At 34.4% G+C, this 25,356-nt stretch carries 23 protein-coding genes and 1 tRNA gene; 4 read left to right on the forward strand and 20 right to left on the reverse strand.

Annotation, left to right across the window (positions count from 1 at the left end; translation table 11 throughout):
* Window positions 1-30: 30 nt before the first annotated feature.
* Both nusA and rimP read right to left on the reverse strand, forming a co-directional pair.
* Window positions 31-1,263, reverse strand: coding sequence for a transcription termination factor NusA (gene nusA, locus INR76_RS02670; RefSeq protein WP_223109121.1), 1,233 nt, complete (start codon window positions 1,261-1,263; stop codon window positions 31-33).
* A 6-nt stretch (window positions 1,264-1,269) separates the two neighbouring features.
* A complete protein-coding gene (rimP, locus tag INR76_RS02675) occupies window positions 1,270-1,734 on the reverse strand; it encodes a ribosome assembly cofactor RimP (protein ID WP_223109122.1) in 465 nt (154 codons plus the stop codon).
* Window positions 1,735-1,894: 160 nt separating this feature from the next.
* Between rimP and INR76_RS02680 the strand changes: the two genes are divergently transcribed.
* Both INR76_RS02680 and INR76_RS02685 read left to right on the forward strand, forming a co-directional pair.
* Window positions 1,895-2,716 (forward strand): universal stress protein, encoded by an 822-nt coding sequence (locus INR76_RS02680; protein WP_223109123.1) that lies wholly within the window; start codon window positions 1,895-1,897, stop codon window positions 2,714-2,716.
* A complete protein-coding gene (locus INR76_RS02685) occupies window positions 2,716-3,303 on the forward strand; it encodes a hypothetical protein (protein WP_223109124.1) in 588 nt (195 codons plus the stop codon). Before INR76_RS02680 ends, INR76_RS02685 begins: the two co-directional genes overlap by 1 nt.
* Here INR76_RS02685 and INR76_RS02690 read toward each other — a convergent pair.
* The 17 genes from INR76_RS02690 to hutH all read right to left on the reverse strand — a co-directional run bounded on the left by INR76_RS02690 (window position 3,300) and on the right by hutH (window position 20,415).
* Window positions 3,300-4,595: a phenylacetate--CoA ligase family protein gene (locus tag INR76_RS02690; RefSeq protein ID WP_223109125.1), complete on the reverse strand. Its 1,296-nt coding sequence runs from the start codon at window positions 4,593-4,595 to the stop codon at window positions 3,300-3,302. The genes INR76_RS02685 and INR76_RS02690 overlap by 4 nt on opposite strands.
* Complete coding sequence (locus INR76_RS02695; protein ID WP_370632417.1) at window positions 4,592-6,259, reverse strand: C45 family autoproteolytic acyltransferase/hydolase; 1,668 nt, start codon at window positions 6,257-6,259, stop codon at window positions 4,592-4,594. Before INR76_RS02695 ends, INR76_RS02690 begins: the two co-directional genes overlap by 4 nt.
* Window positions 6,246-7,130, reverse strand: coding sequence for a cupin-like domain-containing protein (locus INR76_RS02700; protein WP_223109126.1), 885 nt, complete (start codon window positions 7,128-7,130; stop codon window positions 6,246-6,248). The genes INR76_RS02695 and INR76_RS02700 overlap by 14 nt, the downstream gene beginning before the upstream one ends.
* Window positions 7,117-9,555, reverse strand: a complete 2,439-nt coding sequence (locus INR76_RS02705; RefSeq protein ID WP_223109127.1) for an MMPL family transporter — start codon at window positions 9,553-9,555, stop codon at window positions 7,117-7,119. Before INR76_RS02705 ends, INR76_RS02700 begins: the two co-directional genes overlap by 14 nt.
* Window positions 9,548-10,777, reverse strand: coding sequence for a DUF2062 domain-containing protein (locus INR76_RS02710; RefSeq protein ID WP_223109128.1), 1,230 nt, complete (start codon window positions 10,775-10,777; stop codon window positions 9,548-9,550). Before INR76_RS02710 ends, INR76_RS02705 begins: the two co-directional genes overlap by 8 nt.
* Window positions 10,764-11,156 (reverse strand): 3-hydroxyacyl-ACP dehydratase, encoded by a 393-nt coding sequence (locus INR76_RS02715; protein ID WP_223109129.1) that lies wholly within the window; start codon window positions 11,154-11,156, stop codon window positions 10,764-10,766. Before INR76_RS02715 ends, INR76_RS02710 begins: the two co-directional genes overlap by 14 nt.
* 5 nt (window positions 11,157-11,161) lie before the next feature.
* The gene (locus INR76_RS02720; RefSeq protein ID WP_223109130.1) at window positions 11,162-11,797 is read right to left on the reverse strand and encodes an outer membrane lipoprotein carrier protein LolA; all 636 of its coding nucleotides are present in this window, start codon (window positions 11,795-11,797) and stop codon (window positions 11,162-11,164) included.
* Window positions 11,787-12,551, reverse strand: coding sequence for a polysaccharide deacetylase family protein (locus INR76_RS02725; protein WP_223109131.1), 765 nt, complete (start codon window positions 12,549-12,551; stop codon window positions 11,787-11,789). Before INR76_RS02725 ends, INR76_RS02720 begins: the two co-directional genes overlap by 11 nt.
* The gene (locus INR76_RS02730; RefSeq protein ID WP_223109132.1) at window positions 12,545-13,567 is read right to left on the reverse strand and encodes a beta-ketoacyl synthase chain length factor; all 1,023 of its coding nucleotides are present in this window, start codon (window positions 13,565-13,567) and stop codon (window positions 12,545-12,547) included. Before INR76_RS02730 ends, INR76_RS02725 begins: the two co-directional genes overlap by 7 nt.
* Window positions 13,564-14,760, reverse strand: a complete 1,197-nt coding sequence (locus INR76_RS02735) for a beta-ketoacyl synthase (RefSeq protein WP_223109133.1) — start codon at window positions 14,758-14,760, stop codon at window positions 13,564-13,566. Before INR76_RS02735 ends, INR76_RS02730 begins: the two co-directional genes overlap by 4 nt.
* 7 nt (window positions 14,761-14,767) lie before the next feature.
* Window positions 14,768-15,025: a phosphopantetheine-binding protein gene (locus INR76_RS02740; protein ID WP_223109134.1), complete on the reverse strand. Its 258-nt coding sequence runs from the start codon at window positions 15,023-15,025 to the stop codon at window positions 14,768-14,770.
* A complete protein-coding gene (locus INR76_RS02745; protein WP_223109135.1) occupies window positions 15,025-15,573 on the reverse strand; it encodes a 3-oxoacyl-ACP synthase in 549 nt (182 codons plus the stop codon). Before INR76_RS02745 ends, INR76_RS02740 begins: the two co-directional genes overlap by 1 nt.
* Before the next feature lie 77 nt (window positions 15,574-15,650).
* On the reverse strand, window positions 15,651-16,784 hold the full coding sequence (locus INR76_RS02750) for a beta-ketoacyl synthase N-terminal-like domain-containing protein (protein ID WP_223109136.1): 1,134 nt from the start codon (window positions 16,782-16,784) through the stop codon (window positions 15,651-15,653).
* The gene (locus tag INR76_RS02755; protein WP_255592761.1) at window positions 16,784-17,221 is read right to left on the reverse strand and encodes a hypothetical protein; all 438 of its coding nucleotides are present in this window, start codon (window positions 17,219-17,221) and stop codon (window positions 16,784-16,786) included. The genes INR76_RS02750 and INR76_RS02755 overlap by 1 nt, the downstream gene beginning before the upstream one ends.
* 10 nt (window positions 17,222-17,231) lie before the next feature.
* Entirely contained in the window at window positions 17,232-18,113 is an 882-nt protein-coding gene (locus INR76_RS02760; protein ID WP_223109137.1) for a lysophospholipid acyltransferase family protein, read from the reverse strand.
* 47 nt (window positions 18,114-18,160) lie between these two features.
* Window positions 18,161-18,892 carry a 3-oxoacyl-ACP reductase FabG gene (gene fabG, locus INR76_RS02765; RefSeq protein WP_223109138.1) on the reverse strand — a complete coding sequence of 244 codons (732 nt, stop codon included), beginning with the start codon at window positions 18,890-18,892 and terminating at the stop codon, window positions 18,161-18,163.
* Complete coding sequence (gene hutH, locus INR76_RS02770) at window positions 18,889-20,415, reverse strand: histidine ammonia-lyase (RefSeq protein ID WP_223109139.1); 1,527 nt, start codon at window positions 20,413-20,415, stop codon at window positions 18,889-18,891. The genes fabG and hutH overlap by 4 nt, the downstream gene beginning before the upstream one ends.
* Before the next feature lie 107 nt (window positions 20,416-20,522).
* On the opposite strand from hutH, the gene INR76_RS02775 reads away from it, so the two are divergent.
* Window positions 20,523-21,755 (forward strand): NAD(P)/FAD-dependent oxidoreductase, encoded by a 1,233-nt coding sequence (locus INR76_RS02775; RefSeq protein WP_223109140.1) that lies wholly within the window; start codon window positions 20,523-20,525, stop codon window positions 21,753-21,755.
* 35 nt (window positions 21,756-21,790) lie between these two features.
* Here INR76_RS02775 and INR76_RS02780 read toward each other — a convergent pair.
* Window positions 21,791-21,863 (reverse strand) — tRNA-Gln (locus INR76_RS02780).
* A gap of 193 nt (window positions 21,864-22,056) precedes the next feature.
* Here INR76_RS02780 and INR76_RS02785 point away from each other — a divergent pair.
* Window positions 22,057-25,353: a DUF2723 domain-containing protein gene (locus INR76_RS02785; RefSeq protein ID WP_223109141.1), complete on the forward strand. Its 3,297-nt coding sequence runs from the start codon at window positions 22,057-22,059 to the stop codon at window positions 25,351-25,353.
* Window positions 25,354-25,356 lie beyond the last annotated feature (3 nt).

Below are 25,356 nucleotides of genomic sequence, written 5' to 3' on the forward strand. Positions count from 1 at the left end.
AAATATGTGTAAAAGTAGGTAAAGTTACAACTACTCTTCAAATTCTTCTTTTAAAATATTTATAACGTGCTTAACCGTTTCTTCTTCTAGATCTGTTCTTTTCATTAAATCTGAGATGTCATGCTCAAGAACGCTCTTTGCGGTATCTAGACCAATTTTCTGAAATTCTTCAATAATCCATTCTTCAATTTCATCTGAAAATTCACGTAATTCAACGTCTTCTTCTGCTCCTTCACGCAATACGTCTATTTCATAACCGGTTAATTGACCTGCCAACCTAATGTTGTGGCCTCCGCGACCTATTGCTTTTGAAACTTCTTCTGGACGTAGTAATACCTCAGCACGTTTGTTTTCTTCATCAATTTTGATTGATGTCACTTTTGCAGGACTCAATGCACGGGTGATGAACAAGTTAAGGTTGTTTGTGTAATTTATTACGTCAATGTTTTCATTACCTAATTCACGAACAATACCATGAATACGTGAACCTTTCATACCTACACAAGCACCTACAGGATCTATACGATCATCGTACGAATCTACGGCAACTTTTGCTTTTTCACCTGGTATTCTTACAACTTTTTGAACATTTATTAATCCATCAAATACTTCGGGGATTTCTTGTTCAAATAGTTTTTCTAAAAATATTGGGCTTGCGCGAGACATGATAATGGTAGGCTTGTTTCCTTTAAGCTCTACACTTTCAATAACCCCTCTTACATTATCTCCTTTTCGGAAGAAATCTGACGGGATTTGTTTGTCTTTTGGCAAAATTATTTCATTTCCTTCATCATCAAGTAAAATTACAGCTCTGTGACGTATATGATGTACTTCTGCTGTGTAAATATCACCTTCTAGTTCTTTAAATTGCTTGTATATGTTTGTATTATCGTGTTCGTGTATTTTTGAAATTAAATTTTGACGCAATGCTAAAATAGAACGACGACCTAAATCTATTAATTTTACTTCTTCAGAAACATCTTCACCTATTTCAAAATCGGGTTCTATTTTTTGTGCTTCAGAAAGTGATATTTCTTCATTTTCATCTTCAACTTCTCCATCTGCAACTACAATTCGGTTACGCCAAATCTCTAAGTCTCCTTTATCGGGGTTAATAATTATATCAAAATTATCATCACTTCCGTATTTCTTCTTTAAGGCGTTTCTAAAAACGTCTTCCAGTATCGCCATAAGCGTTACTCTGTCAATGAGTTTATCGTCTTTAAATTCTGAAAAAGAATCGATTAACGCTAAATTTTCCATGTCATCTTAATTAAATGTTATCATAACTTTTGCTTCAACAATATTGTTATAAGGTACTACCGCTTCTTTTTTTACGGTATGTTTTCCTTTTCCTACAGGTTTAGGCTCACGAGTTTTCCAGTTTAAGGTAACTTCATTATCTGTGGCTTGGGTCAATTCACCTTCAATAGACTCTCCCTCTTCTGTTTTTACCTGTAATTTTCTGCCAATATTCTTTTTATACTGGCGAGCAACTTGTAAAGGTTGTGAAACGCCTGCAGACATAACCTCTAAAGAAAAATCTTCTTCTTCTCTGTCTAGGTTGTGCTCAATGGCACGACTTATTTGTATACAATCATTTACAGAAACTCCCGTATCACCATCAATTGTAATACGTATTTGATTGGCGTCTGTGATAGTAAAGTCAATTAAAAACAACGAAGGGTTGTCTTCAAGGGCTTTGTCTAGTAATTGTAAAACTTTTTCTCGCATAAATTTAAGCTATAAAAAGAGGGGACTTTTTGTCCCCTCAGCTAGTTGCTTATCTAATTCGCTGCAAATATACTACAAATTTTAATATTATAAAAATGAGCGGCTACCATTTTATTTTTGTACCTTAATGCTACAAAACATAACATAAAAAATTTCATTTATGAAACGTATTTTAGTTCCTACAGATTTTTCTACACAAGCTGAAAACGCTCTTAAAGTTGCTGTGCAAATTGCAGAAAAGCACGATAGTGAAATTTATTTATTCCATACGGTAGAATTACCCAGCCATCTCACCAGAGCGACCAACACTGGGGCTCTACCTGAATCAATTTATTTTATAAAATTAACCGAAAAACGTTTTGCAGATATTCTAGAACGACCTTATCTAGAAAATGTAACTATAAACCAAACAATTGGTCACGGTGAGATCTATGAAGATATTCTCAATGCAGTAAAAGACAAAAACATAGATTTAATTGTAATGGGCTCTCACGGAGCGAGTGGTTTTAAAGAAATGTTTATAGGAAGTAATACCGAAAAGGTAGTACGCACCTCAAACATACCTGTTTTGGTTATTAAAAATGAACATGAAAACTTTGAGGTAACCGATTTTGTTTTTGCTACAGATTTTTCTGAAGAGTGCCGAGAACCCTACACAAAAGCACAGTCTTTTGCCAAAACATTGGGCGCCAAAATGCATTTATTGTACATCAACACCCCAAGCGGCTTTAAAACAACTACCGAAGCGCACGAGATTATGAATAACTTTATAAAAGGCATGGGCGCTGAAAACTATACATTGAATGTGTTTAACGACACATCTGTAGAAAAAGGTATTTTAAATTTTGCCAAGCAAAACAATATGCAGCTTATAGGAATGAGCACCCACGGAAGAAAAGGATTGGCTCACTTTTTTAACGGAAGTATAAGTGAAGATCTTGTAAACCACGCCAAGATGCCAGTTATAACGTTCAAAATTTAATGAAGCACCTTATTCTCTTTTTGGTTTTATTTTCTATTATAAGCTGTGGCAGCCCTGCAAAAAAGCAACAAAACATTATTGACACAGATACTCCTGATAGTAAAAAACTTAAAACTGAAAAACCTCTTATACCCAAAGGTGCTATTTCTGGAAAATTTAATGGCGATAATGGCGCTTTTTATAGCTATGTGAAAAACGTTGATTTAAATAAAGGGGTTACCACAATTGCTTTTGAAAATGATACCTTTCCAGAAATTTTTATTCCGAAAAGTTATGGAGCTAGTCTTGACACCTTAAAGCTGAAAGGAATAAGCCAAGATATTCTCTTTGCAACTGTAAAATTGAAAGATACAAACTTCAATAAATATTTTCTGTACAGATTAAAAAACAATCAATGGAAACCTGTAGTCAATGGTTTTGCAATTCATAAAAGCCATAGACCAGACACGTTGAGGCCCATCCGTATAGATCCTCAAGACTCTACAAAAGTGATTCGCTATTATTCGGTTTTTGACTTAGATTCCTCTTCAGAATCTAGTTATATGTGGAAGTTACTTCAAGAAACTATTCCTATAGAAAACAATTAATATCTAGTATCTATAATAATTTGTGGTTTCCTTTCGGTTTTACTTTTTCGTAATTTTTCAATGGTTTGAACTGTATCAAACACAATGGTAGGTGTTACGCGTAGTTTTGCTCTAAAATGATCTTTAATTGCTCCTATTAATTCTTTTGAAGGCGTTTCTGAAGCTATTTTTAAAACAATCTCATCGGTCCCCAAATCATTTGTAGAAATCTGGACCACAAATGTTTCTACCTCATCAAAATGTTGCAACACATTTAACATAGCCGGCGGATACAGAGTTGTTCCTTTGTATTTAATCATTTGCTTTTTCCTTCCTATTACAGGTCCTAAGCGATTGGTGTTTCTTCCGCAGGGACAAGCTTTTGTATGCATCTGCACCATATCGCCAGTTTTAAAACGTATTAACGGCATACCTTCAACACCTAGTGTGGTAATGGTCAACTCTCCTACCTCTCCTTCGGCAACTTGATTATCATTCTCATCTAGAACTTCAGTTATGATTAATTCTGGATGTTGATGCCCTCCACGTTGTTCTTGGCACTCATTAAATGCGGTACTCATTTCGGTAGAGGCGTAGGTTGAAAAAAGCTCAATATTCCATTTTGACTGAATTTTTTCAGCAAGTATGTTTTTTGAAAAATCTTGGTCACGTATAGGCTCGCCTATACAAATAGCTGCTTTTACAGATGTTTCGTTTAAATTAATAGTATGAGTTTCGGCATATCGTATTAATTTCAATAAGAAAGAAGGAACTGTAATGAGGTAAGTAGGGTTAAACTTTAAAATAGAATCCCATTGCAACTCGGGAACTCCTGATCCTACACGTATAATTCCGGCACCTAGCTTGCGTGCTCCCAAAAAATAAGCCATTCCGGCCATAAACCGGCGATCAATGGTGGTCATTAATTGAATAGTATCTTCTTGGGTAACACCAGAACAAGCCATTGAAATTGCTTCGTTATACGCAAGCCTATCTAAGTCTGCATTTGTTAAACCAACCACCACCGGATCTCCTAACGTTCCCGAAGTAGTTACATAATCAATTATTTGTTGTTTTGTAACACACAAAAAATCATCATTAAACTGCTGTAACTCATCTTTACCGGTGGTAGGAATTTGTTGCAACTCCTCTAGTGTTGTAATTGCATTGGCATTAATCGCGTTTTCTTTAAACAGCCTTTGATAATATGGAGAGTTTTGCTCAACATATCGTAAGGTTTTTTGCAGTTCTCTTTCCTGAAATTGTTTTATTTCTTGTGGAGATGCTTTTTCTATTTCAGGAAATGATATCATAGTTTTCGTTTCGTTTTTCGTATTAATTGGTCAAGGTTTTCTTCATCGGGAACCGTTGTAATTACCTTTTTTTTAGCATTCTGAAAAGCTGTCAATGCTTGTTTAAACTTTTTTTGTTGGTAATAATATTTCCCTACCAAGAAATGGGCTTTCCAGTAATTTGGATTTTTAGTAATAAGTGCTTGTAGCTTTTTTTGGCTTACGGTTTGATTGTGTTCCATAAGTGATTCAACCTCGCGTTCCAAAATACGATAGGTTTCATAACTTTTATACTTTTTGGTGTGTAAAAATGGATCTTCTTCAATACTATTTTTTTCTTCTGAAATACTATTTCCTGAAAACACATGATTTTCATTAAATATTTCATTTAAATCATATGCTACAAAAGTTCCCAATTGATAGGGGTTTGAAGACACCCAAACTTTCAAGTCTTTGGGTTGAAAAACAATACCGTGGTGTGCTAACAATTGATTTAAAGCTTTTTCATTTCCGAAGCCTAAGGGAGTGTTATTTAATCCATCTTTATTACGAAGTATTGCAACAGCTTCGGTTGGGTTTACTTTTTTTTCTTCGGTTAATAATTCATCCATTCTATCAAATCGATATTGAGAATGACTTTCTTTAATCCATTTTGCATTTTTTTTATCATCTGCAAATGTTTCGCTTTGAAAGTGATTTGAGCAAATTAATTGACTTGTATTCTCAACATCATACACTCCAAAATCATTGGGAGAAACTTCAATAATTGCGGCTTTTCCGTCTTTGGCACTTCCTATAAAAATAGCTTCGGAAACAAAAACCTCTCTTCTTTTTGCAATTTCAATCGCTTCTTCAATTGTAGAGGCGTATTGTAAAATTTCACGCGTAACCAATGATATTGGTGTTTTTGCAACCAAAGGTATTGAAGATTTTCCTGCATTGATTGTGACAGTTAACCCTTGATTATTCATCCCAGAAACTACACCTACCATTCCTCCCCAAGTGACAGACATAAACTTATAACCAGTATCTGGATTTACAAAAGCGATGATTTTATCTTCTGCAAAAGCATCGCCCGCATAAAAGTCAAAATTACGTGCTATGAGCAAATTTCCGTCTTCAGATTTTTCATCCCAAACTGCAAACGAACTGCATCCTACTAGCATTAAATCTTTTAAAGCATGCCCAATATCGTGCGCTCCGTGCAAGTACAACGACCGTAAATAAGGCGGCGCTATGTTGTTAAATTCATCTGAAGCATATTGCGACACACCATATATTTCAGTTTTATATTCTTCATCTATGTGTTTGTAAAGTTTACGATTGTACCATGATAAAAATTTCTGAAGAAACTTTTGTTTACCTTTTGATGGCACCAATTCTTCAACTTTTTTTAAAAAAACACGTTCTTGTTTTTGAAGCAACTCTTGGGTTAAGCTACCTGTGAGCAACCCTATTTCTAGCGGATCTCCTTCAACATATAATTCCCACTGTGCATATTTGTTTTTTATGAGAAAGCTATTACCTGCTACAAATGTTGAATCATTATATTTAATTCTTTCTGGAATTGTAGCGTTGTAAGAGCTAATATCTGGACGGTCTTCTAGTGATTTTTTTACACCACAACCTGTAATCACCAATAAAAGTGATAAATATAGAATTAGCGACTGATTACGCATTTTCATTGCGTTTTTTATATCGTTTATTTATGCGATTTATCATACTACTTTCTTTATAATCTACCCACTTGCTTCCGGCAATGTACCGCATGATATTTTCAAAATTGCGCATAAATAACAAATTGGAAAGTAGTTTTCCTAGTTTTTTTACTTTTCGAGGGAAGGCCCGCAAGGTAATTGAAAACCCAGCATCTTGATACGATACATAATGCCAATAGCCACTAGGCATATACAAAGCGTCACCATGTTTCATCTCTACAGAAATTCCTCTTAAATCTTGTAATGCAGGATATTTTGAAAAATCTGGATTGTCTAAATCTATTGCTTCAACATTATGAACGGTAAACGGAACTTTATATAAATATCTGGCTTGGTCGGGTTCAAAAAGCAATATTTTTTTTGTTCCGTGGAAATGAACGTGGAGTAAATCTGCCAGGTCCATATCATAGTGAGCCAATACCTTTGAGCCTTTTCCACCAAAAAACATAACAGGTAATTTTTTAAAGAAAGGTAATCCAATATCGGGATAGTCAAAATCCTTGGTTAATTGTGGCATTTTTTGAAGCACATTATAAAAAAACATACGCAAATCTGTTGGGCCAGATTTAAGTAATTCTATATAATCATAAAGCTTCATCTTTTTTGCGGGTACAACCGATTTTTTATGACCTTTGGTAGGTTTGTTATTATATAAAGGAACTATTTGATCTCCCGCCAAGTGTTGAATATACTCTAAGTTCCACTTTTCATACGCAGGCCATTGTTTTGCAAACCCTTTAATTAACACCGGACGTTGTGGCTTGTAATAATTGGCTACAAAAGTTTCTTTGGTAATAGATTCTACACTTATAATTGTAGTGGTTTTAATTGTTCCCATTGTGCTTTATTTCTTTTTTAAAAATAAGAAGTTTAAATAACAAAGGCTGTATTGTAAATGCAATTAATACTGCTGAAAAAACACCAATCATAGACACCAAAGCAACCGAATGCAATGCAGGATGCTTGGCAAAAATCAATACACCAACGCCAAGAATGGTTGTTAAAAGCGACAGTAGAATAGCAGTTTTATGCGTGGTTAAAACAATCTTGCTGTTTTGAAGTAAAGCATTTGTAATAAAAATACTATAATCAACCCCTAACCCAAAAATAAACGCCGAAATTATACTATTAAACACATTAAACTCTAACTGTAACAATCCCATTAAACCAATTGTCAACAACCACGTTAAACATATAGGCAAAGAAGTAACCAAGGCCAACCTCCAGTTTTGATAAAATAATAATAAAGACAATATCACAATACCAAGACAATAAAAAATCAATGTATTAAAATCTCGTTGAAGATTGCTTAACAAGGTTTCGTTTAATTCTTTTCTATCAATAATTATAGTGTTTTTAAAGCCTTTAAACGCCTCTTGAATGTTTTTATATTGGTCTTTTTGTAATGTAATAATTGATGTTACTGTAGAAAAATTCCTTTCTTCTGAAATAAAATCTGAAATCATCTCACTGCCAAAGCTAGGATAATCTGATAGCTGTAATGGTTTAAACTTACGCGTCAACAAATCATTAAAACCTGAAAAAGCATCTGTTTTAAAACCAATTGATGTTGAAGTTTGTTCAATAAATTTTGAAACCTGATTAAGTCGTTCTTGATGCCAAAATCGGTTCCACTTTTGTATATCACTTTGTTGTTTTTTTTCTGATGAAATCAACTTACCAACCGACTTAAAAGCATCAATTTTTGAATCTTTTTGCAACACTTGTAATACATGATAAATTGAATCATTATGCTGCAAGGCTTTTTCTAAAGAAGCATCATATGCTACAACATAAACCGATTTTGAAATTGAATTACTAATTGACTGAAGTTCTTTTTCTGCATTAACCAGCTGTTCTGGTTTGTAATTTAACTGTTCCAAATCTTTATTAAAACCTACTGTATTATAGCTAAAACAGCTTACCAATATCAATAACACGAGCACACTTATAAATAATGGTTTTTTATGCAAAGGATAGTTTGCAAAACGAGAAAACCATTCGGTATGTGTTTGCGAAGCGTTAAATGTATGTTGATACACCTGCGGAATAAACAACAACGCTACCACCGAAGCAACAACAACACTTACGGCAGCAAAAATACCTAAATCTTGTAGCGCCTGCGAGTTGACAAACAACAAACAAACAAAAGCCAACGCTGTAGTTAAACTACTCATTAATATTGGCTTTGTAATACTTTTGTAAAGCTCTTTTCCTTGTTCTCCGTTTTTTATATGTGTAAGAATATGTAAAGCGTAATCTAAGGTAATCCCAAGTAAAATAGCTCCAATTCCTAAAGAAATAGCCGAAAGTTGTGGCCGCAACAACACCAAAAATGCAATTGATGTTAACGCACCAAAAAAAGTAGGAAAAATAAGTATTAAAGGAACCCAAAAACTGCGATAATAAACAATAAAAACAATAAGTAAAACCGTTAACGCTATGCCTATGGTTACTATAATATCTTGCTTTATTTGTTTGGCGTTTGCAGCAGCTATAAAGGCAGCTCCATAATATTTACTCGCTACTTTTGATTCAAACTCTGTGTTTAACTGTTTCTGAAGTTGATACAACTTTTCTGTAAAAACGGCGTTTTTTTCAGAATTGGAAGAAGCAAAACTTGGAGTAATAAACAACAAAATATGCTGTTCATCTTCGGTCATTATATAACCGTCTTTTAGCTTAAATCCTTCTTCTACACCAATATTTTTAAGGTTATTTAATGCAAGATTGGTTACATGTAATGGATCTCTAAGCGTTTGCTTTTTGGTAATAAATCCGGAAGGTGAGGTTAAGGTTTTATAGTTTTCTTTCATCTTTTCTGAAATACTATCTTCAGAAATTCTTTTTCTTATAACGTTATAATCGTTTTCAGAAAGAAATAAAGGAAGGTTGTTATAAACAAAATCCATTGTTTCAAAAAGTGACTCTTCCTCAGCAACACCTTGAATTTTATCTATGTAATCATCTTTGAGAGGTAGTAATTGTTCTTTTAATGCCGAAGCATATGCTATTAAACTTTCAGTTGTGCCAGATTCTTTTTTAATAGTAACAACTACTTTATCTGCAAAGCGAACCTGCTTAAGTACTTTTTGAAGCTCTTTGTTTTCTGAATGGGAAGGAATTAATTTAGAGATATCTTCTTCAAATGAAACTTTTGAGGCTACAAAAGCCAGCCCAACACTAAGGGCAATTAAAACAATAAAAAAAAATGTTTTCTTTTTTTGAAAATGAAGATACAGCTTGTAAAAAACCTTATCCATTAGTTCGTACTTTTTTTGAATCAAATAAGTAAAAACAGATATAAGATAAGCTTCCCAAGATAATTGCCGCTCCTACTGAAAGCACAATACTCCCAATAAAATAAGCTTTTAATGAAGTAACAACTTCAAAGTTATTGGTTACACTTGCTAGAGTCACCTCTTCATTTTGACCCAAAACCCAATAGCCTGTGGCTAAACTTGCCAAAAAAACAAAAGGAATAAAAGGCGGTAAGCTAATGTTTGAAAAAGCAAATGCAATTACTTTGTTTAATTTTAAAACTATGGCAAGAAAAATAACAATCACTGTATGAAAACCCCACAAAGGTGACAATCCTATTAAAAGACCCAACCCTACAGAAAACGCTTTCTTTTCTGGAGAATCATTACTACCCAAAACTTCATCTTTTAAAAATTGCCGGAGCCCCATTTGCTTTACTTTTCTGAAAAAGTCACGCGGACGGATATAAAAATACTTTACCAACAAAAACCAGATAATCAAAATAGTAATGCGAGCAATATCCATAAATGGCCTAAAGTGCGAAACCCGTTCATTAAGGTCATACAAAACTTTGATAGGTACATTTTTAACCAATGTACCAGCCCAGTGGGCTTTTACAAGCACCTCAACTTCAAATTCAAATTTTTTAGTATTTCTGAAAAAAGAAAGGCTCTGCATTTGCTTTATAGGATACAACCTGAAGCCAGATTGTGTATCGTGTAGCTCAATATCTGTTACTGCACGCACCCAAAAGCTAGAAACCTTATTACCTTTTCGGCTTTGAGCTAACACCTCGGCTTCATTCATCCTGCGATCGCCAATTAGTAGTATATTTTTATTTTCTGAAATGTCTAATTCATTAATAAAAATTGGAATATCTGATGCAAAATGCTGTCCGTCACTATCTAGTGTAATAGCATATTCAAAACCTAGTGAAACAGCATGTTTAAATCCTTTTTTTAAAGCATATCCTTTTCCTTGATTTTTGTCTATATGAATTTGTTCAATTTGAGGATATGCAGAAAGAATTTTTCGGGTTTCATCTGTAGAGCCATCATTAACCAAAACAACATCGTCTGTATATTCCAAAACCCCATCCAGAACTCGTTGTAAGGTTTTATAATTATTATAAGTAGGTATCAACACGCAACAGTTGTAATACTTTAATTTTTGCGTTGTATGAGAGTTTGCAGACAGAGTTGTATGTTTTTCAATCGTTTTCATGCACACGATTTCTTTCCACAAAAATAGCATTACATTTTAATACCACCGTACCATCTAGAAAGGTAGTTGTGTTTTTTATTTTTACAGTCTCTTCGTCTTGATTAAATGCCAAATGTATCCTTAATTGGGGATGAAGATTCGGGTTTATCAAAGCGGTAAACTTTACTTGTGAAGCCTTTTGAAGAAAAAGAGATGTATGCAGGTGTTGTTCACAAAGTTCTTTTATAATTTGAAGCATACAAACACCGGGCATTACAGGATTTTCAGGAAAATGACCTTCAAAAACTGAATGGTTTTCATTCACCCTAACTGTCACAGAAACAGCCTCATCTTTATCTACTTCTTTATTTACAACTTCATATAAATTAGGCAATAACATACAATCTACATTTTAAAAACCGAATCAAGTACCGAAACATTAATCTGCTTATTATCAAAGAGTATAACCGTAAAATCATTTGAAGGCTCAATTAGCTTTAATTGGGTTACTTGATGGTCTGTTTCAGAAAAGGTAAGCTGAAATGAAGCAATAAAACGACGCATTCTCTTATCCTTAGGAATAAAATCTACCCTAAATCCTTTTTCAATTTTAAAGTATGAAATCTCAAAAGCTTCATCATCAAACATAGTTCCTTTAATGCTGTTGACAAGAAGCGAATTGAAACTTTTAAAAAGCTTATTTGAACGTAAATCAATCACCTTCTTATTCCCTTCTTCATTAACAAATAACTCATCTCCTTTAAAAATTACTTGATACGTATAAGGTTTTTTGTATTCCCACCGAATTAGATTGGGTGCTTTAAAGGTTAATTCTCCTTCTGAAATCGCTTCATCTTGAAGAAAGTCCATTTCTTTTTTTTGCACAAAGTCACTAACAATGGTTTTTGTTTGACTAGCAGTTTCGGCTACTTGAGCTTTAAATTGATTTATTTCTGAAGGCGTCAACTCTGTTTGCGCATGTAATTGCTGCACGAAAAGAATAGACACAGAAACGATAAAAAATTTAAGTTTAACTTTCATTTAAAAGTGTTTCAATAGTTACACAATCATAATTTTCTTTTTTCAGAAATTGCAACAAATGTTCCACAATTTCTGGACATCTAGAGTGCGTATCGTGCAACAAGATTATAGAGCCCGGTTGTATTTTCTTTTGCAAACGATTTAAAACCCTAGTAGGATTTTTTAACACTGTATCGTAGGAGCGAGCATTCCACCCTATTACTGTATGGTTGGTATCACGCAATGCCCTAGCTATTGATGGATTGGTAACTCCGTATGGCGGTCTAAACCATGTATTCTTCATTCCGGTAATTTGCTCAAGTAACGCATCTGTTTTTTTAAGCTCTTCAACAATCCTATTTTTTCTGAAAAAACCAAAATTGGTCGCATGAGAGTACGAATGATTTGCAAGTTTATGTTTTTCAACATGTATTTGTTTTACAATGTTAGGGTAGCTTTCTATGTGTTTTCCTATGCAAAAAAAGGTAGCTTTTGCATTGTACAATTTCAGTAATTGTAACACTTTGGGTGTAAATTCGGGATGAGGACCATCATCAAAAGTTATTGCTACTTTTCTTTCTGAGGTTGAACTTTTTATGATAGACGATGTAAAAAACTGCCATCGCATATTAAATGACCCTAAAAGCACCAGCAATAGCCATAACAACACAATACTTATATAGGCAATAGGAGATATTTCATAAAACCAATCAAGTACTATAAAACCTAGCAAAGCAATAGCTGCGAGCGATGTTATGTGAATAAATTTTAGCATTGTGATAAAAGTACAAAACTGTGTTGGCTTCCTTTAAATTGGTTGTATAATAAAACAGTTTTATAGGGTTCTTTATCAACTTTCTTAACATAAAAAGCCTCCGGAAGAGTTTTACCAGATAATAATTTAGTTCCCATCCAAAAAGCGAAACCAGAAGCCGAAAAAAATTCGCCCACATATTTTTTAAATTGAAGAATATCGCTGTTTACAAAAAGCTCTGTTATAGTTTGATAATAGATGTCAAAACCATCCCCATTAATACCCAAAATCACTGCATCAACCTCATCAATGGCAACTTGGTTTTGCTTTAAAAATGCTTTTATTTTAGTAGTGATTTCGTCAATAGTAATTTTTGAATTTATTTCCACAGCATTTAAAACTGCTGCAGCACCTTTTTGTTTGGATGATAATACACCAAAAGTAGCACCTTCACCCAGCGGAACATTAATAGAAGGCTGTTGACTTTGCTCAACAAGATGAATGTAATCTACAAATTTGGTTCCCAGTTCATCAACACAGCCTACCAAAACTTGCTTTGCTTCTTCTGTTTCAATTTGAAGTTGCGCATCAATCAAAGCAGACTCAAATGATACCGAACCGTGAACATACGTTGTATTGTAAGCTCTACACTTTAAAGCCAATGCAATTTGTCCGGCAACCGTGTTGTGTGTAGATTGTATAAAAGCAGTGGGGGTTAAAAATTGTTCTTCTTGATTAATAACAGTATTTAAAAAAGTTTCGGTATCTGCAATACAGCCTAAACCGGTACCGGTTATAATAGCATCAGGTTGAGTAACAGCTGATATTTCCAGAGCTTTTTTTGAAGCTGCAACACCCATTTTTACAGCCGGTGACATTCTACGTAATTGAGCTGGTGCAATGTAATCCCGATAAGAAGGGTGTATTGCTGAAACTTTAAATTCTGGATAGTTTTTTATTTCAGAAAAAAGTACATCTTCAGAAAAGCTCTCTTGTGCCGAAATACTTACAACGCTATGAATGTAACATGGTTTCATGGTCGCGAAAAGATTAATGAGGTACAATTACCTCCAAAGCCAAACGAATTTGAAAGCACATGGTTAATTTCTTTATTTTCAAGCTGTGTAACTGGATACAAACCCGTTTCGGGCATTTGATTTTGAAAGCCTAGATTGGCAAAAACTTTATTTTCTTGAATTGCTATAATTGAAAGTATAGCTTCTACCGCTCCGGCAGCAGCCAATGTATGACCGGTAAAAGGTTTTGTTGAACTAAAACTAGGAATCATTTCTTTAAAAACTCGTTGTAACGCTACACTTTCAGATAAATCATTATTTTGTGTAGCGGTTCCGTGGGCGTTTATATAACTGATTTGAGTGGCATTTAATGTTGCTGTTTTCAATGCTTTTTCCATAGCCAAAAATGCTCCTTCTCCGGTTTTGGATGAGGCCGTTTGATGAAAAGCATCATTAGCATTACCGTAACCACTTACGTATGCTAATACCTTTTTGTTTTGTTCAGCAACTACTTTATTTGATTCTAAAACCAAATAAGCTGCTGCTTCACCCAAATTTAATCCGCTTCGGTTGGCATCAAAGGGTTTGCAATTGCTTTCACTTAGTATCATCAATGATTTAAAACCGTTTATGGTAAATTTTGACAAAGCATCGGTTCCTCCTACAATAACTCGGTCTAGTTTTCCGGCTTTCAATAATCGGGCTCCCAACATAATGGCATTGGCTGCAGATGAACATGCTGTGCTTATTGTAGTAACGTAATCTGTAATACCAAAATAGTCAGCGATTTTTTCTGTGCTATCGCCGGCATTATGACTAGAAATATACTTTTGAACTTCTGAATTTGAAGCAAATTGATTCCAGTGATTTTCGGTCATATCCATCCCACCAACTGTTGTTGCTGAAATAAAACCGGTTTTATAATCTGAATAATTTGATACTTTGGCTTGTTGCATAGCTTCTTTTGCAGCCAGAGTACCTAATAATGCTGTGCGCGTAAAATTGTTTTTTTCAGAAAGGTTAAGTCTTTTTACTATCTCAGAATTAGTAAGCGATACTTCTCCTACTTTAATAGCATTTTTATGGTTAGAATCTATATGCTTTAGAGTTCCTAACCCACTTTTTGAACTAAGAAGTGCGCGCCTATTTTCTTGAACCGAATTACCAATGGCAGAAAGTATGCCCATTCCGGTTATGGCGACTTCATTATTCATTTAAGTACTATTTTGTGCGATGTTTGGCTATATAATCTGCTAAAACATTGATTGACTGAAAAATTTCTTTACTTTTTTCAGGGTCGGTTAGTTTTATTCCGTAGTCTTTATCAAGCATTACTATTAATTCTAAAGCATCAATAGAATCTAATCCCAGACCATCACCAAAGAGTGCATCATCGTTATCAATATCTTGAACGGTAAATTCTTCGAGGTTTAATTGCTCTATAATATTTTCTTTCAGTTCCTGCTTTAATGCGTCCATCAACTTTGGGTGTATAATTTTTTAATCGTTTCTTCCGTATATGGAAGCGTTCCTTTTTGGGATGCCAAATATAAAAAAGAATTATATCCTTTTTCACCTATTTCGGTCCAACCACAAAGAATGTGTTTTGCTTTTTGATTATTAGCAAGGCTCTCAGCATATTGCTTTAAAAATAAGGGGTTAAATTCATCAAAAACAAAAAAAGCATTTTCACCTTGAATCTTATTTTTAATGCATACCTCTCCCATTCCTATGTTGGGCAATGTGTACACAAAAACAGCAGGACTTGGGTAAAAGTGTTCTATGCTGTTTATGGAGTCTTGATATACTTTATCTGTATCTAAACTAGCACTTTTATTTGAAAACACTACTGCCATTCGCTCTTTATCTCTAGAACTTATAGGTATTGAATTCAATACTATTTCAGAAGTCAAAAATGTTAATTTACTCAATCGATCCATTTTGAAAAACTTGGGATACTCCCATTCTTGGTGTTTGTAGACGTGTTTAGCAAATTCAGAAAAAGAACGTGTATTTTTTGTAGTCACAATTTTCTTGCCATTGCACATCACTGTACCCTTTTGTACGCTGCACCAAGCTTGTATGTTTAATTGAGTATTCAAAATTAATTTTTAAAAAGCACAGCTGTATTACTACCTCCAAAACCTGAGGCTGTTTTTAAAAAAGTGCTGATGGATTTATTTTTTACTTCTTTAATGATATGTAGGGGTTTTGAAATTCCTGATTCGTCATACCCCAATGAAGGAAATAATGTATTGCGTTTCATCGCTTCAAAACCAATTATAGCTTCCAGCAGTCCTGAAGCGCCTAAGGTATGACCATAGGTTCCTTTTAAGCTATGCAAAGGTACATCTTGTAAATGAGCGCGATTAAAAGCAATGGCTTCCATTTCGTCATTGTAAATTGTGGCTGTTCCGTGAGCTGAAATTAAATCAATTTCATTTGATACTACATTGGCTTCGAGCATTGCAGATTTTATACTTTTATACAACCCCTCGCCGGTTCTAGAAGGTCCCGAAATATGATTGGCGTCATTACAAGAACCATCACCGAGTATTTGAATAGAAGATGTTTTTTTTTCTTTTGAAACAATTACCGATGCTGCTGCTTCACCAATACTAATGCCATTTCTATATTTTGAGTAAGGCTTACAAGGGCCGTCACTCAATGCCTGAAAGGTATTAAACCCCGTTACCGTAAATTTTGAAACCAAATCACCTGCGACCACAACCGCATTATCACATATATTATTTTGAATAAGTCGCTTGGCTACGGCAACGGCTAGTATTCCAGAAACACAAGCATTTGAAACCACAATAGGTTCTTGTTTAAAACCAAAAAAAGATTGAATTGTTTTAGCCAAAACTGATAAATAGGCTCGTTTTTCAGGAAAAGGATTATCGGTGTTTAAGGCATCGATGCTTCCTTTTGTAGTTGCTACAATAAGAGCCGTCTTGTCTGAAATGGTTAACGTTGATTTCTTAAGTGTTTCAGCAACCGAAAGCAACATCATTTTTTCCAATTTCATATATTTTGAAGCATCGTCCAAGCTCTTAAAAGTGGTGTCAATTTTTTCTGAATCAATCATCGCCGCATAAAAGGGCGTATCTAGAATTTCAGTTTTATTTTGTTCTTGAATGGCAGATTGTGATTTTTCAATTGCAGAAATATTATCAGCAATAGTAAATCCCAGCGGTGTAATCACAGATCCTTCTTGTATGTAAACTGGTTGTTGCATTACGCTTTTAGCATGGTTTTCATTTGTGTGATTGCTATTATTGTATTGTTCAACTTGGTTACAGTTTTTACCAATGTAATACCAATAGCCGCATGCAGAATTTCTATTTCGGTATGAATGGTTTCTTGGACAGCCGGTGTTTTAAAAATTTCGGCTTTTTTAATAGCGCCTATGTATCCTACTCTGGCAGGTTTTTCTTCTAAGTATCCTGCATAACCGGTATGTAAAGCTACGGTTTGAGCAATATGTTCTAGCAAACCTGTTTCAGATAAAAACCCATTTTCTACAAATATATTTTTTTCTGAAATGGTCATTGTTGAATGTACTGATTTTTCATCGTAATACATCAACGCATCAACCATAATCATAGGTTCGCGCTGCGGAAGCAGTTTTTGTAATAGAATAGGATCTGTAATGGGAAGCGCTACTGGTTTCAAAACTCAACATTTAATCAATATCATCCCAAAAGTCGTAAAAATTAAACCATTGCAAAGGATATTTGTCTATAATCTGCTCGAGACTTTGGGTATAATTTGTCAACAATCCATTTACATCACGATAAGCAACCTCAACTTTTCGAGCATATAAATGATAATGTTTTTTAGGTTCTCGCATTACATATACAAATAAAACAGGTACCTTGAGACGAGTTGCCAAATGAAAAGGACCTACCGGAAACTTTGCTTTTTTTCCTAAAAGTGGTGCTTCAATAGCTTTTGTTATATCCATATACCGATCACCCGAAATACATATAATTTTATTTTGAGCTAATGCAGCATTGATTTCAAAAATATGGGACATATCGTCTTTTACAATGATAAAATTGTTTTGCTTACGCCCCACAACCGAACCTAAATATTCTTTTATGTTTTTATGGTCTTGATCGGTAATCACAATGCTTATAGTTGCTTTTTGGTCTAATTCTTCAAAAAAATATTGAGCCAACTCAAAATTGCCCACATGAGCACTAATTAAAATACCTCCTTTTTGTAAAGCTAGGGTTTCTTGTAGGTTTTGTATTCCGTCAAACTCATACGTGTATTTATGTTGAAGCCCTGATTGAATAGCAACTTTATCAATTAGCGTTTGCCCAAATTGATAATATCCTTTATAAATACTTACGGAACTTTTTAACCAAGAATACTGTTGCCTTTTTCTGAAATAATAAAAAAGTCCGCGCACATTTTTTCGTGAAAAGAAACAGAAATACGGAATGGGTAGATGCATCAATGCATACGCAGCACGAATACCGAAGTTTTTGATAAAGAAAACAAATACTTTAAAACCAAAGACTGTTCCCCGAGATTTTCCGTCCCAATCTGCGGCCATGAGTGTAGTACAATTAAATGAGTTACAAAATTACACGATTTTTTTGCTTATGAATACATTCCGCCATTAATATTGATCACCTCTCCTGTGATATATGATGCTTTTTCTGAAGCTAAAAAAGAAACTACGTGTGCTACTTCTTCAGGATTACCAAAACGGTTTAGCGGGATTAACTTTTTAAGTTCTTTTTCATCAAGTGTGTGAGTCATATCACTTTTTATAAATCCGGGGGCTACGGCATTTACTGTTATATTACGTTTACCTACTTCTTGTGCAAGAGATTTGGTAGCAGCTACAACAGCTCCTTTTGCTGCAGCATAATGTACTTGCCCCGCATTACCTTTCATTGCGGCTAGTGACACCATATTTACTATTCTACCGTAACGGTTCATCAGCATGGATTGAATCAAGTGATTGGTTACATTATAAAAACCATTCAAATTAGTATCAATCACATGGTTCCAATCTTCGTGTTTCATCCACATAAATAAACCATCTTTTGTAATACCAGCATTATTAACGAGTACTTCAATAATAGCGTTGGGATTTTCTTCTTTAAATTTTTGCAAAGCAGTTATTGTTTCTTCTCTTTCTGAAACATCAAACGGTAAAAGTGTTGCTTTTCCGCCTGCTTGTTCTACTTCGTTTAATGTATGAAGAGCAGCTTCTTTATTTGAACGATAATTGATAAGAATATGATACTCACTATCTATAGCCAATTGTATACAAATAGCTTTACCAATCCCTCTTGATCCACCTGTTACTAATGCACACTTCATACTTCAGAATCTATTAAATAATCTTTCACTTTTTTTACATACGGATACATTGCTTCATCCTTTTTAAAAGGAGGAACAAGCTTTCTTATTTCATCATATAACCATTTTGTTTTTGATGAAACTTCATTTTGAATATTTAAATATTCAATCGCTTGTATAATGGTCATCATTTCAATAGCAACTACCTCAAAGGTGTTTTCAATTACTCGTTTGGTTAATAACGCTGCATTGGTTCCCATGCTTACAACGTCTTGATTGTCATTGTTGTTTGGAATGCTATGTATATACATTGAGTTAGAAAGCGTTTGGTTTTCTGCAGTTGTAGAAACCGCTGTAAACTGAGCGCCTTGCATGCCATAATTAAGACCTAGTTCACCTAGATTGACAAAAGGTGGTAAAATACCATTGAGCTTTGAGTTGAGCAGATAATTTAATTGACGCTCGGCAAGTATGCTCATTTTTGTTGTTACTAGTTTAAGCTTATCCATTTCTAAAGAAACGTAATCCCCATGAAAATTTCCGCCGTGATATACTTGTTGCTTTTTTACGTCGACAATAGGGTTATCATTAACAGAGTTTACTTCTTCTAATATTATCTTTTCAACATGCTTTAGTGTATCTAAAACAGGACCAAGAATTTGCGGTACACAGCGCAGAGAATAATATTCTTGTACTTTTTCTTCAATTACAGTGTCTTTTACCTCACCATTGTAGAGATGATGTTCTCTTTTTCTAGTTAGTTTACTGTCTTTTAGATGAGTTCGCATTCGTTGAGCAATTTGTTGTTGCCCAGTGTGCTTTTTGGCTTCGTTTAATTCAAAAGATAGATGATCGTCATACGCTTTTACAATTTCATTAATTGCAGATGAAGCTGCAATAACCCAGCTTAACAGCTTATTAGCTTGAATAGTATTGAGAATGCCTATACCAGACATAACCGAAGTTCCATTCATCAACGCAAGACCCTCTCTAAGTGCAACAGTAATTGGCTCTAGTTTTTCCTTTTTAAAAACAGTGGAAGTGGGTTGTTTTTTTCCTTGATACATTACTTCGCCCTCACCTATTAATACCAATGATATATGAGCTAATTGCACCAAATCGCCACTAGCGCCTACACCTCCATGTTCATAGACAACCGGGATTATATCTCTATTAATCAAAGTTGTCATTAATGTGATAACAGAAGGATGCATACCAGATTTACCAATGGCAAGAGTATTTAATCGTGCCAACATCGAGGCCTTAACGTACTTAGTAGGAATTTGATTTCCGGTTCCTGAAGCATGACTCCGTATTAAGTTATATTGAAGTTGAATACGTTTTGAATCATCAACCTTATATTGTGCCATAGGTCCAAACCCGGTATTGACACCATAAATAATTTTATTTTCAGAAAAAGTGGTCAAAAAATCAAAACTCTCTTTAACCTTTTGCAAAACAGCATTTTCTATTGAAATAGTTTTTTCAGAAAAAACCACATCGTGAAAATCCTGAAGTACTAAATCATCGTTACCTATATTCATTTCAAGTAAATTGGAAATTTTAGCAAAATATCCTGCAATAACCAACGTAATGTAGTTATTTTGGGGTGTAAAATTAAAATAAATTAATAATCTTTCTACGATTCTAAATGAACGACTTTAAAACAGATGTATTAATAATTGGCGCAGGACCATCTGGAGCTGTAGCAGCAGCATATTTACATAAGCAAGGGTTTACCGTAGAAGTGGTAGAAAAATGTAAATTCCCTAGATTTACTATAGGCGAAAGCCTATTACCACGCTGCATGGAGCATTTTCAAGAAGTTGATTTGCTAGATTGCCTTAAAGCCAAGAATTTTCAAGTAAAAAAAGGAGCTCGTTTTTTAAAGGAAGATAAAAGTTGCCATTTTGATTTTAAAGAAAAATATACAAATGGCTGGGATTGGACCTGGCAAGTGCCGAGAGACGAGTTTGATAAAACCTTGACGGATGAACTTCAAAAAAAGGGAGTTTCTATATCTTTTGAAACCGAAGTAATAGATATAAAATTTGAAACCAACGGCTCTTCTACAACAAAAGCTATTTCTGCCAACGGAGTTAAAAAAAACATACATGCCAAATATGTTATTGACGCCAGCGGACCCGGTCGTGTTATCCCAAAATTAATTTCGGAAATTCAACCGGCAAAAAGTCACGGCAATGCCTCTATATTTACGCATGTAAAAGACATAAAAAGACCCAAAGGCGAGGAAGGAACTTTAATAACCTTTGATGTAGTAAATGAAAAAAGTTGGCTTTGGGTTATTCCATTTTCAAATGGTGACACTAGTATAGGTTTTGTAGGTCCCGAAGTTTTTATTGATAGTTTTTCGGGCAATTCTTCAGAAAAACTTCAAAAACTATTAAAGCTTTCTGATTATTATTACGACCGCTTTAAAAACTGTGACTTTCTATTTGAACCTAAACAATTAAAAGATTTTGCCAGACCTATGGGTGATTTATATGGCAATGGATATGTTATTACCGGAAATAGTGCTGGTTTTTTAGACCCTGTATTTTCTTCTGGGGTAACATTTGCAACAGAATCTGGTCTTTTGGCGGCAAAATTAATTTCAGATAAATTAAACGGAAATATTGTAGACTGGAATAAAGATTATGAAAATCATTTAAAACAAGGAGTCGCAGTTTTTAAAACATATGTTGATGAGTGGTATTCTGGTAATCTTCAAAAAATATTTTTTAATAACACAACTAGTCCCGATATAAAAAAGCAAATTTGCTCGGTGCTTGCAGGTTATGTATGGGATCGTTCCAATCCTTTTGTGAAAAACCATCGCCGTCTGGTAACTACTTTGGCCCGTTTTATTGATTTAAACGCATAAAAAAACCCAATCTTATATAAGATTGGGTTTTCAAGTTGGCCCACTAGGGCTCGAACCTAGACTCTTCTGGACCAAAACCAGACGTGTTGCCAGTTACACCATGGGCCAATTCCATAATGAGGACGCAAATTTAATACAAACTTTTTCTTCAGCAAATAAAAATGGCAAAAAATCTTATTTCTTCTCCAACTTTTTAAAAAAATGATAAAATATCCCTACAATTTGGCACGTTACATAGTTTTGGTGCTTAGCACTACATATATTATTAGTAAATTCGCCACAACAAAAATTGGTAGAGTGTATGGCTTCTTTTAACTTTAATAAATGGAATCAATTATTAGGTTGGTCCGCCTTTCTTATTTCCTTAATTACATATTGGCTTACTGTTGAGCCCACAGCAAGTTTTTGGGATGCTGGTGAATATATTACAACAGCAAGTAACCTAGAAGTAGGTCACCCACCCGGAGCTCCACTATACCAATTATTGGGTGCTTTTTTCTCAATTTTTGCAATGGAAGCTTCAAACATAGCTCTTACTATTAACCTAATGTCTGTCTTTGCCAGTGCATTTACCATTTTATTTATGTTTTGGTCTCTCACCATGTTACTAAGAAATGTAGTATCAAAACATCAAGAATTAACGACCACCAACTCAATTGCTATTTTAGGAAGCGCCTTTATAGGTTCTATGAGTTTTGCATTTACAGATAGTTTTTGGTTTAATGCTGTTGAAGCAGAAGTATACGCCTCTTCAGCGTTTATTACAGCATTATTGTTTTATTGCGGATTACGATGGGAAAAAGAAATGAACACTCCAAGAGGCGATCGTTGGGTGATTTTAATCGCATTTATTATTGGGCTTTCCTTCGGGATTCACTTTTTAGGACTGCTTACCATACCTGCAATAGGGTTTTTATATTTCTTTAAAAACTACAAGAAAGTAACTATTAAAAATTTCATTATTGCCAATATTGTTATGGTAGCTATTTTGTTGTTTATTTTTAAGCTACTCTTACCTATGACAATGAAGTTTTTCAGTGCTTCTGAATTGTTTTTTGTAAACAGCATAGGATTACCTTTTCATTCAGGAACACTTATCGCCGGTATTCTATTTATTGCTTTATTTTATTTTGGACTTCGGTATACCCGAAAGAAAAACTACACCCAGTTCAACACATTACTATTATGCATTTTATTCATATTTATTGGGTTTTCAAGCTGGTTGATGCTACCAGTGAGAGCCAATGCAGGAACGGTAATTAATGAAAACAATCCATCTAACGCTAGAGAGTTATTAGCTTATTACAACAGAGAACAATATCCACAAACTCACTTGTTTTATGGACCCCTTTTTACTGAAAAGTATGTAGGATTAGATCCTGACAATCCTTACTTGGACGAAAAACCAAAATATGAAGTTGATGAAAAAAGCGGTAAATACGTTATAGTTAATGACTATAAAAATGCCCGTCAAAACACAGACGATTCACAAAAAGCGCTTTTACCAAGAATGTGGAGTATTGAAAATAGTGCAAACTATTTAGACTTTACCGAAGGGCTAGATTTCACCATAAAACCCGAATACCGAAGCGAAAAACGATTGGTACAAGAGGTGAATAAATTTAAGCAAGCTTACGCCGAAGGTATTGTTGACGGTAAAGATTATGACAAGTTTATGAATGACTTTGGACTTGCACTAGATATTGAAAAACCATCTTTGGGTCAAAACCTCAAATTTATGTTTGAGTTTCAGTTTGGCTATATGTATTGGCGTTATTTTATGTGGAATTTTGCCGGAAGACAAGACGACGTTCAAGGTCAATATACAGATTTACACGGTAATTGGCTTAGTGGTATTGATTTTATTGATGAGTTGCGTTTAGGCTCACAAGATAATTTGCCAAGTGATGTGAAAAATAACGAAGCAAGAAACACATACTTTTTCTTACCGCTCATTTTGGGAGTTCTAGGTATTGTCTTCCTCTTTAAAAATGATAAAAAGAAATTCTGGGTATTGCTCATATTTTTCTTGTTTACAGGTCTCGCACTAAAAATATATTTGAATGAACGCCCATTTGAACCGCGTGAGCGGGATTACGCACTCGTAGGTTCATTCTACATTTTTGCAATGTGGATAGGTTTTGGAGTTTACGCTCTTTTCGAAGTGGTTAAAGAGTATCTGTCACCAAAAGTTGCTATTCCAGTTGTATTAGGTGCTACGCTACTAGCTTCACCAGTATTATTGGCATACCAAAATTGGGATGACCACGATCGTTCAGGAAGGTACACTGCCAATTCAATGGCTAAGATGTATCTTGATTCGGTTGATGAAAACGCCATATTATTTACCATTGGTGATAATGACACTTTTGCTTTGTGGTATGCACAAAATATTGAAGGGTATAGACAAGATGTTCGTATAATCAACACGAGTCTATTTCAGACAGATTGGTATATAGATGATATGAAGAAAAAAGCCTTCACAAGCGACCCTATACCATCACAATTAACGCACGATAAGTATCGCTATGGTACACGTGATTTCTTATATTTTCAAGAAACTAAAAAAGATACTGTAGATATAAAAACATGGATGAATTGGGTTGCAAATGATAGTCCTGCTACACAAGTAGAGCTTGAAAGCAACCAAATGGCCAACACCTTCCCTGCCAAAACAATACGTGTTCCTGTAGATAAACAGGCTGTTTTAGAAAACGGAATTGTTCCGCAGAAAGATGCAGATAAAATTGTTGATGAGCTATTTATTCGATTAAAAGGAAATGTTATTTATAAAAATAGAATGATGATGCTAGATATTATCGCCAATAACGACTGGGAGCGCCCTATTTATTTCAGTGGTGGGGCCTTTGGTGATGATGATTACCTATGGATGAAAGACTACTTGCAACTAGATGGCGTGGTTTACAAACTAGTGCCAATAAGAACTCCTATAAACCCACGCAATCCATTTGATATGGGCCGTGTAGATACTGAAAAAATGTATGATATTGTGATGAACTGGGATTGGGGCAACAGCGGAAGTCCAGATATTTATCACGATACTGAAACTAGACGCAATGGAATCACGTACCGAAGTAATCTAGCACGTTTAGCAGAAAACTTAATTAACGAAGGCAAAAAAGATAAAGCTGAAGATGTACTCGACTTAGCTATGGAAAAAATGCCTGTTGAATATTTTGAATATTATTCATTATTAGAACCTTTTGTATTGGGGTATTATGAAGTAGGTAAGCCAGAAAAAGCGCGTGAATTGTACAAAAAAGTGTCAAAAAAATACCAAGAAAAACTTCTTTATTACAGCGGTTTAAAAGTAAACAGGCAATATGCAATAGCCGACGAAATAATAAGCGACATGGAACGCTATCGAGGCTTGGTAGATATACTTATTGTTTATGATGACGAGGCATTTGCAAAGGAAGAAGCAAAAGGATTTAATGACTACTTAAAATTATTCCGTCATTTTTATAATGAGAATGAAGGTGTTGATGTTGAAAAAGATCTTCAAGAAAAAGAATCTATCCAAATTATGGCAGATTCAGTTCCTAATGAAATTTTAAATGAAGCAATAGAAGAATAAAAA

This window comes from Marixanthomonas sp. SCSIO 43207 (assembly GCF_019904255.1).
GTDB lineage: Bacteria > Bacteroidota > Bacteroidia > Flavobacteriales > Flavobacteriaceae > Marixanthomonas.

Coding starts and splice junctions, on each gene's coding strand:
- INR76_RS02760 (WP_223109137.1), bottom strand. CDS start 18,113: ATGGCCGCAGATTGGGACGGAAAATCTCGGGGAACAGTCTTTGGTTTT.
- INR76_RS02725 (WP_223109131.1), bottom strand. CDS start 12,551: ATGCTAAAATTTATTCACATAACATCGCTCGCAGCTATTGCTTTGCTA.
- fabG (WP_223109138.1), bottom strand. CDS start 18,892: ATGAAGTGTGCATTAGTAACAGGTGGATCAAGAGGGATTGGTAAAGCT.
- INR76_RS02685 (WP_223109124.1), top strand. CDS start 2,716: ATGAAGCACCTTATTCTCTTTTTGGTTTTATTTTCTATTATAAGCTGT.
- INR76_RS02720 (WP_223109130.1), bottom strand. CDS start 11,797: ATGAAAGTTAAACTTAAATTTTTTATCGTTTCTGTGTCTATTCTTTTC.
- INR76_RS02785 (WP_223109141.1), top strand. CDS start 22,057: ATGGCTTCTTTTAACTTTAATAAATGGAATCAATTATTAGGTTGGTCC.
- INR76_RS02735 (WP_223109133.1), bottom strand. CDS start 14,760: ATGAATAATGAAGTCGCCATAACCGGAATGGGCATACTTTCTGCCATT.
- INR76_RS02705 (WP_223109127.1), bottom strand. CDS start 9,555: ATGGATAAGGTTTTTTACAAGCTGTATCTTCATTTTCAAAAAAAGAAA.
- INR76_RS02715 (WP_223109129.1), bottom strand. CDS start 11,156: ATGTTATTGCCTAATTTATATGAAGTTGTAAATAAAGAAGTAGATAAA.
- INR76_RS02680 (WP_223109123.1), top strand. CDS start 1,895: ATGAAACGTATTTTAGTTCCTACAGATTTTTCTACACAAGCTGAAAAC.
- INR76_RS02740 (WP_223109134.1), bottom strand. CDS start 15,025: ATGGACGCATTAAAGCAGGAACTGAAAGAAAATATTATAGAGCAATTA.
- INR76_RS02775 (WP_223109140.1), top strand. CDS start 20,523: ATGAACGACTTTAAAACAGATGTATTAATAATTGGCGCAGGACCATCT.
- INR76_RS02730 (WP_223109132.1), bottom strand. CDS start 13,567: ATGAAACCATGTTACATTCATAGCGTTGTAAGTATTTCGGCACAAGAG.
- hutH (WP_223109139.1), bottom strand. CDS start 20,415: ATGAATATAGGTAACGATGATTTAGTACTTCAGGATTTTCACGATGTG.
- nusA (WP_223109121.1), bottom strand. CDS start 1,263: ATGGAAAATTTAGCGTTAATCGATTCTTTTTCAGAATTTAAAGACGAT.
- rimP (WP_223109122.1), bottom strand. CDS start 1,734: ATGCGAGAAAAAGTTTTACAATTACTAGACAAAGCCCTTGAAGACAAC.
- INR76_RS02695 (WP_370632417.1), bottom strand. CDS start 6,259: ATGAAAATGCGTAATCAGTCGCTAATTCTATATTTATCACTTTTATTG.
- INR76_RS02690 (WP_223109125.1), bottom strand. CDS start 4,595: ATGATATCATTTCCTGAAATAGAAAAAGCATCTCCACAAGAAATAAAA.
- INR76_RS02750 (WP_223109136.1), bottom strand. CDS start 16,784: ATGCAACAACCAGTTTACATACAAGAAGGATCTGTGATTACACCGCTG.
- INR76_RS02700 (WP_223109126.1), bottom strand. CDS start 7,130: ATGGGAACAATTAAAACCACTACAATTATAAGTGTAGAATCTATTACC.
- INR76_RS02710 (WP_223109128.1), bottom strand. CDS start 10,777: ATGAAAACGATTGAAAAACATACAACTCTGTCTGCAAACTCTCATACA.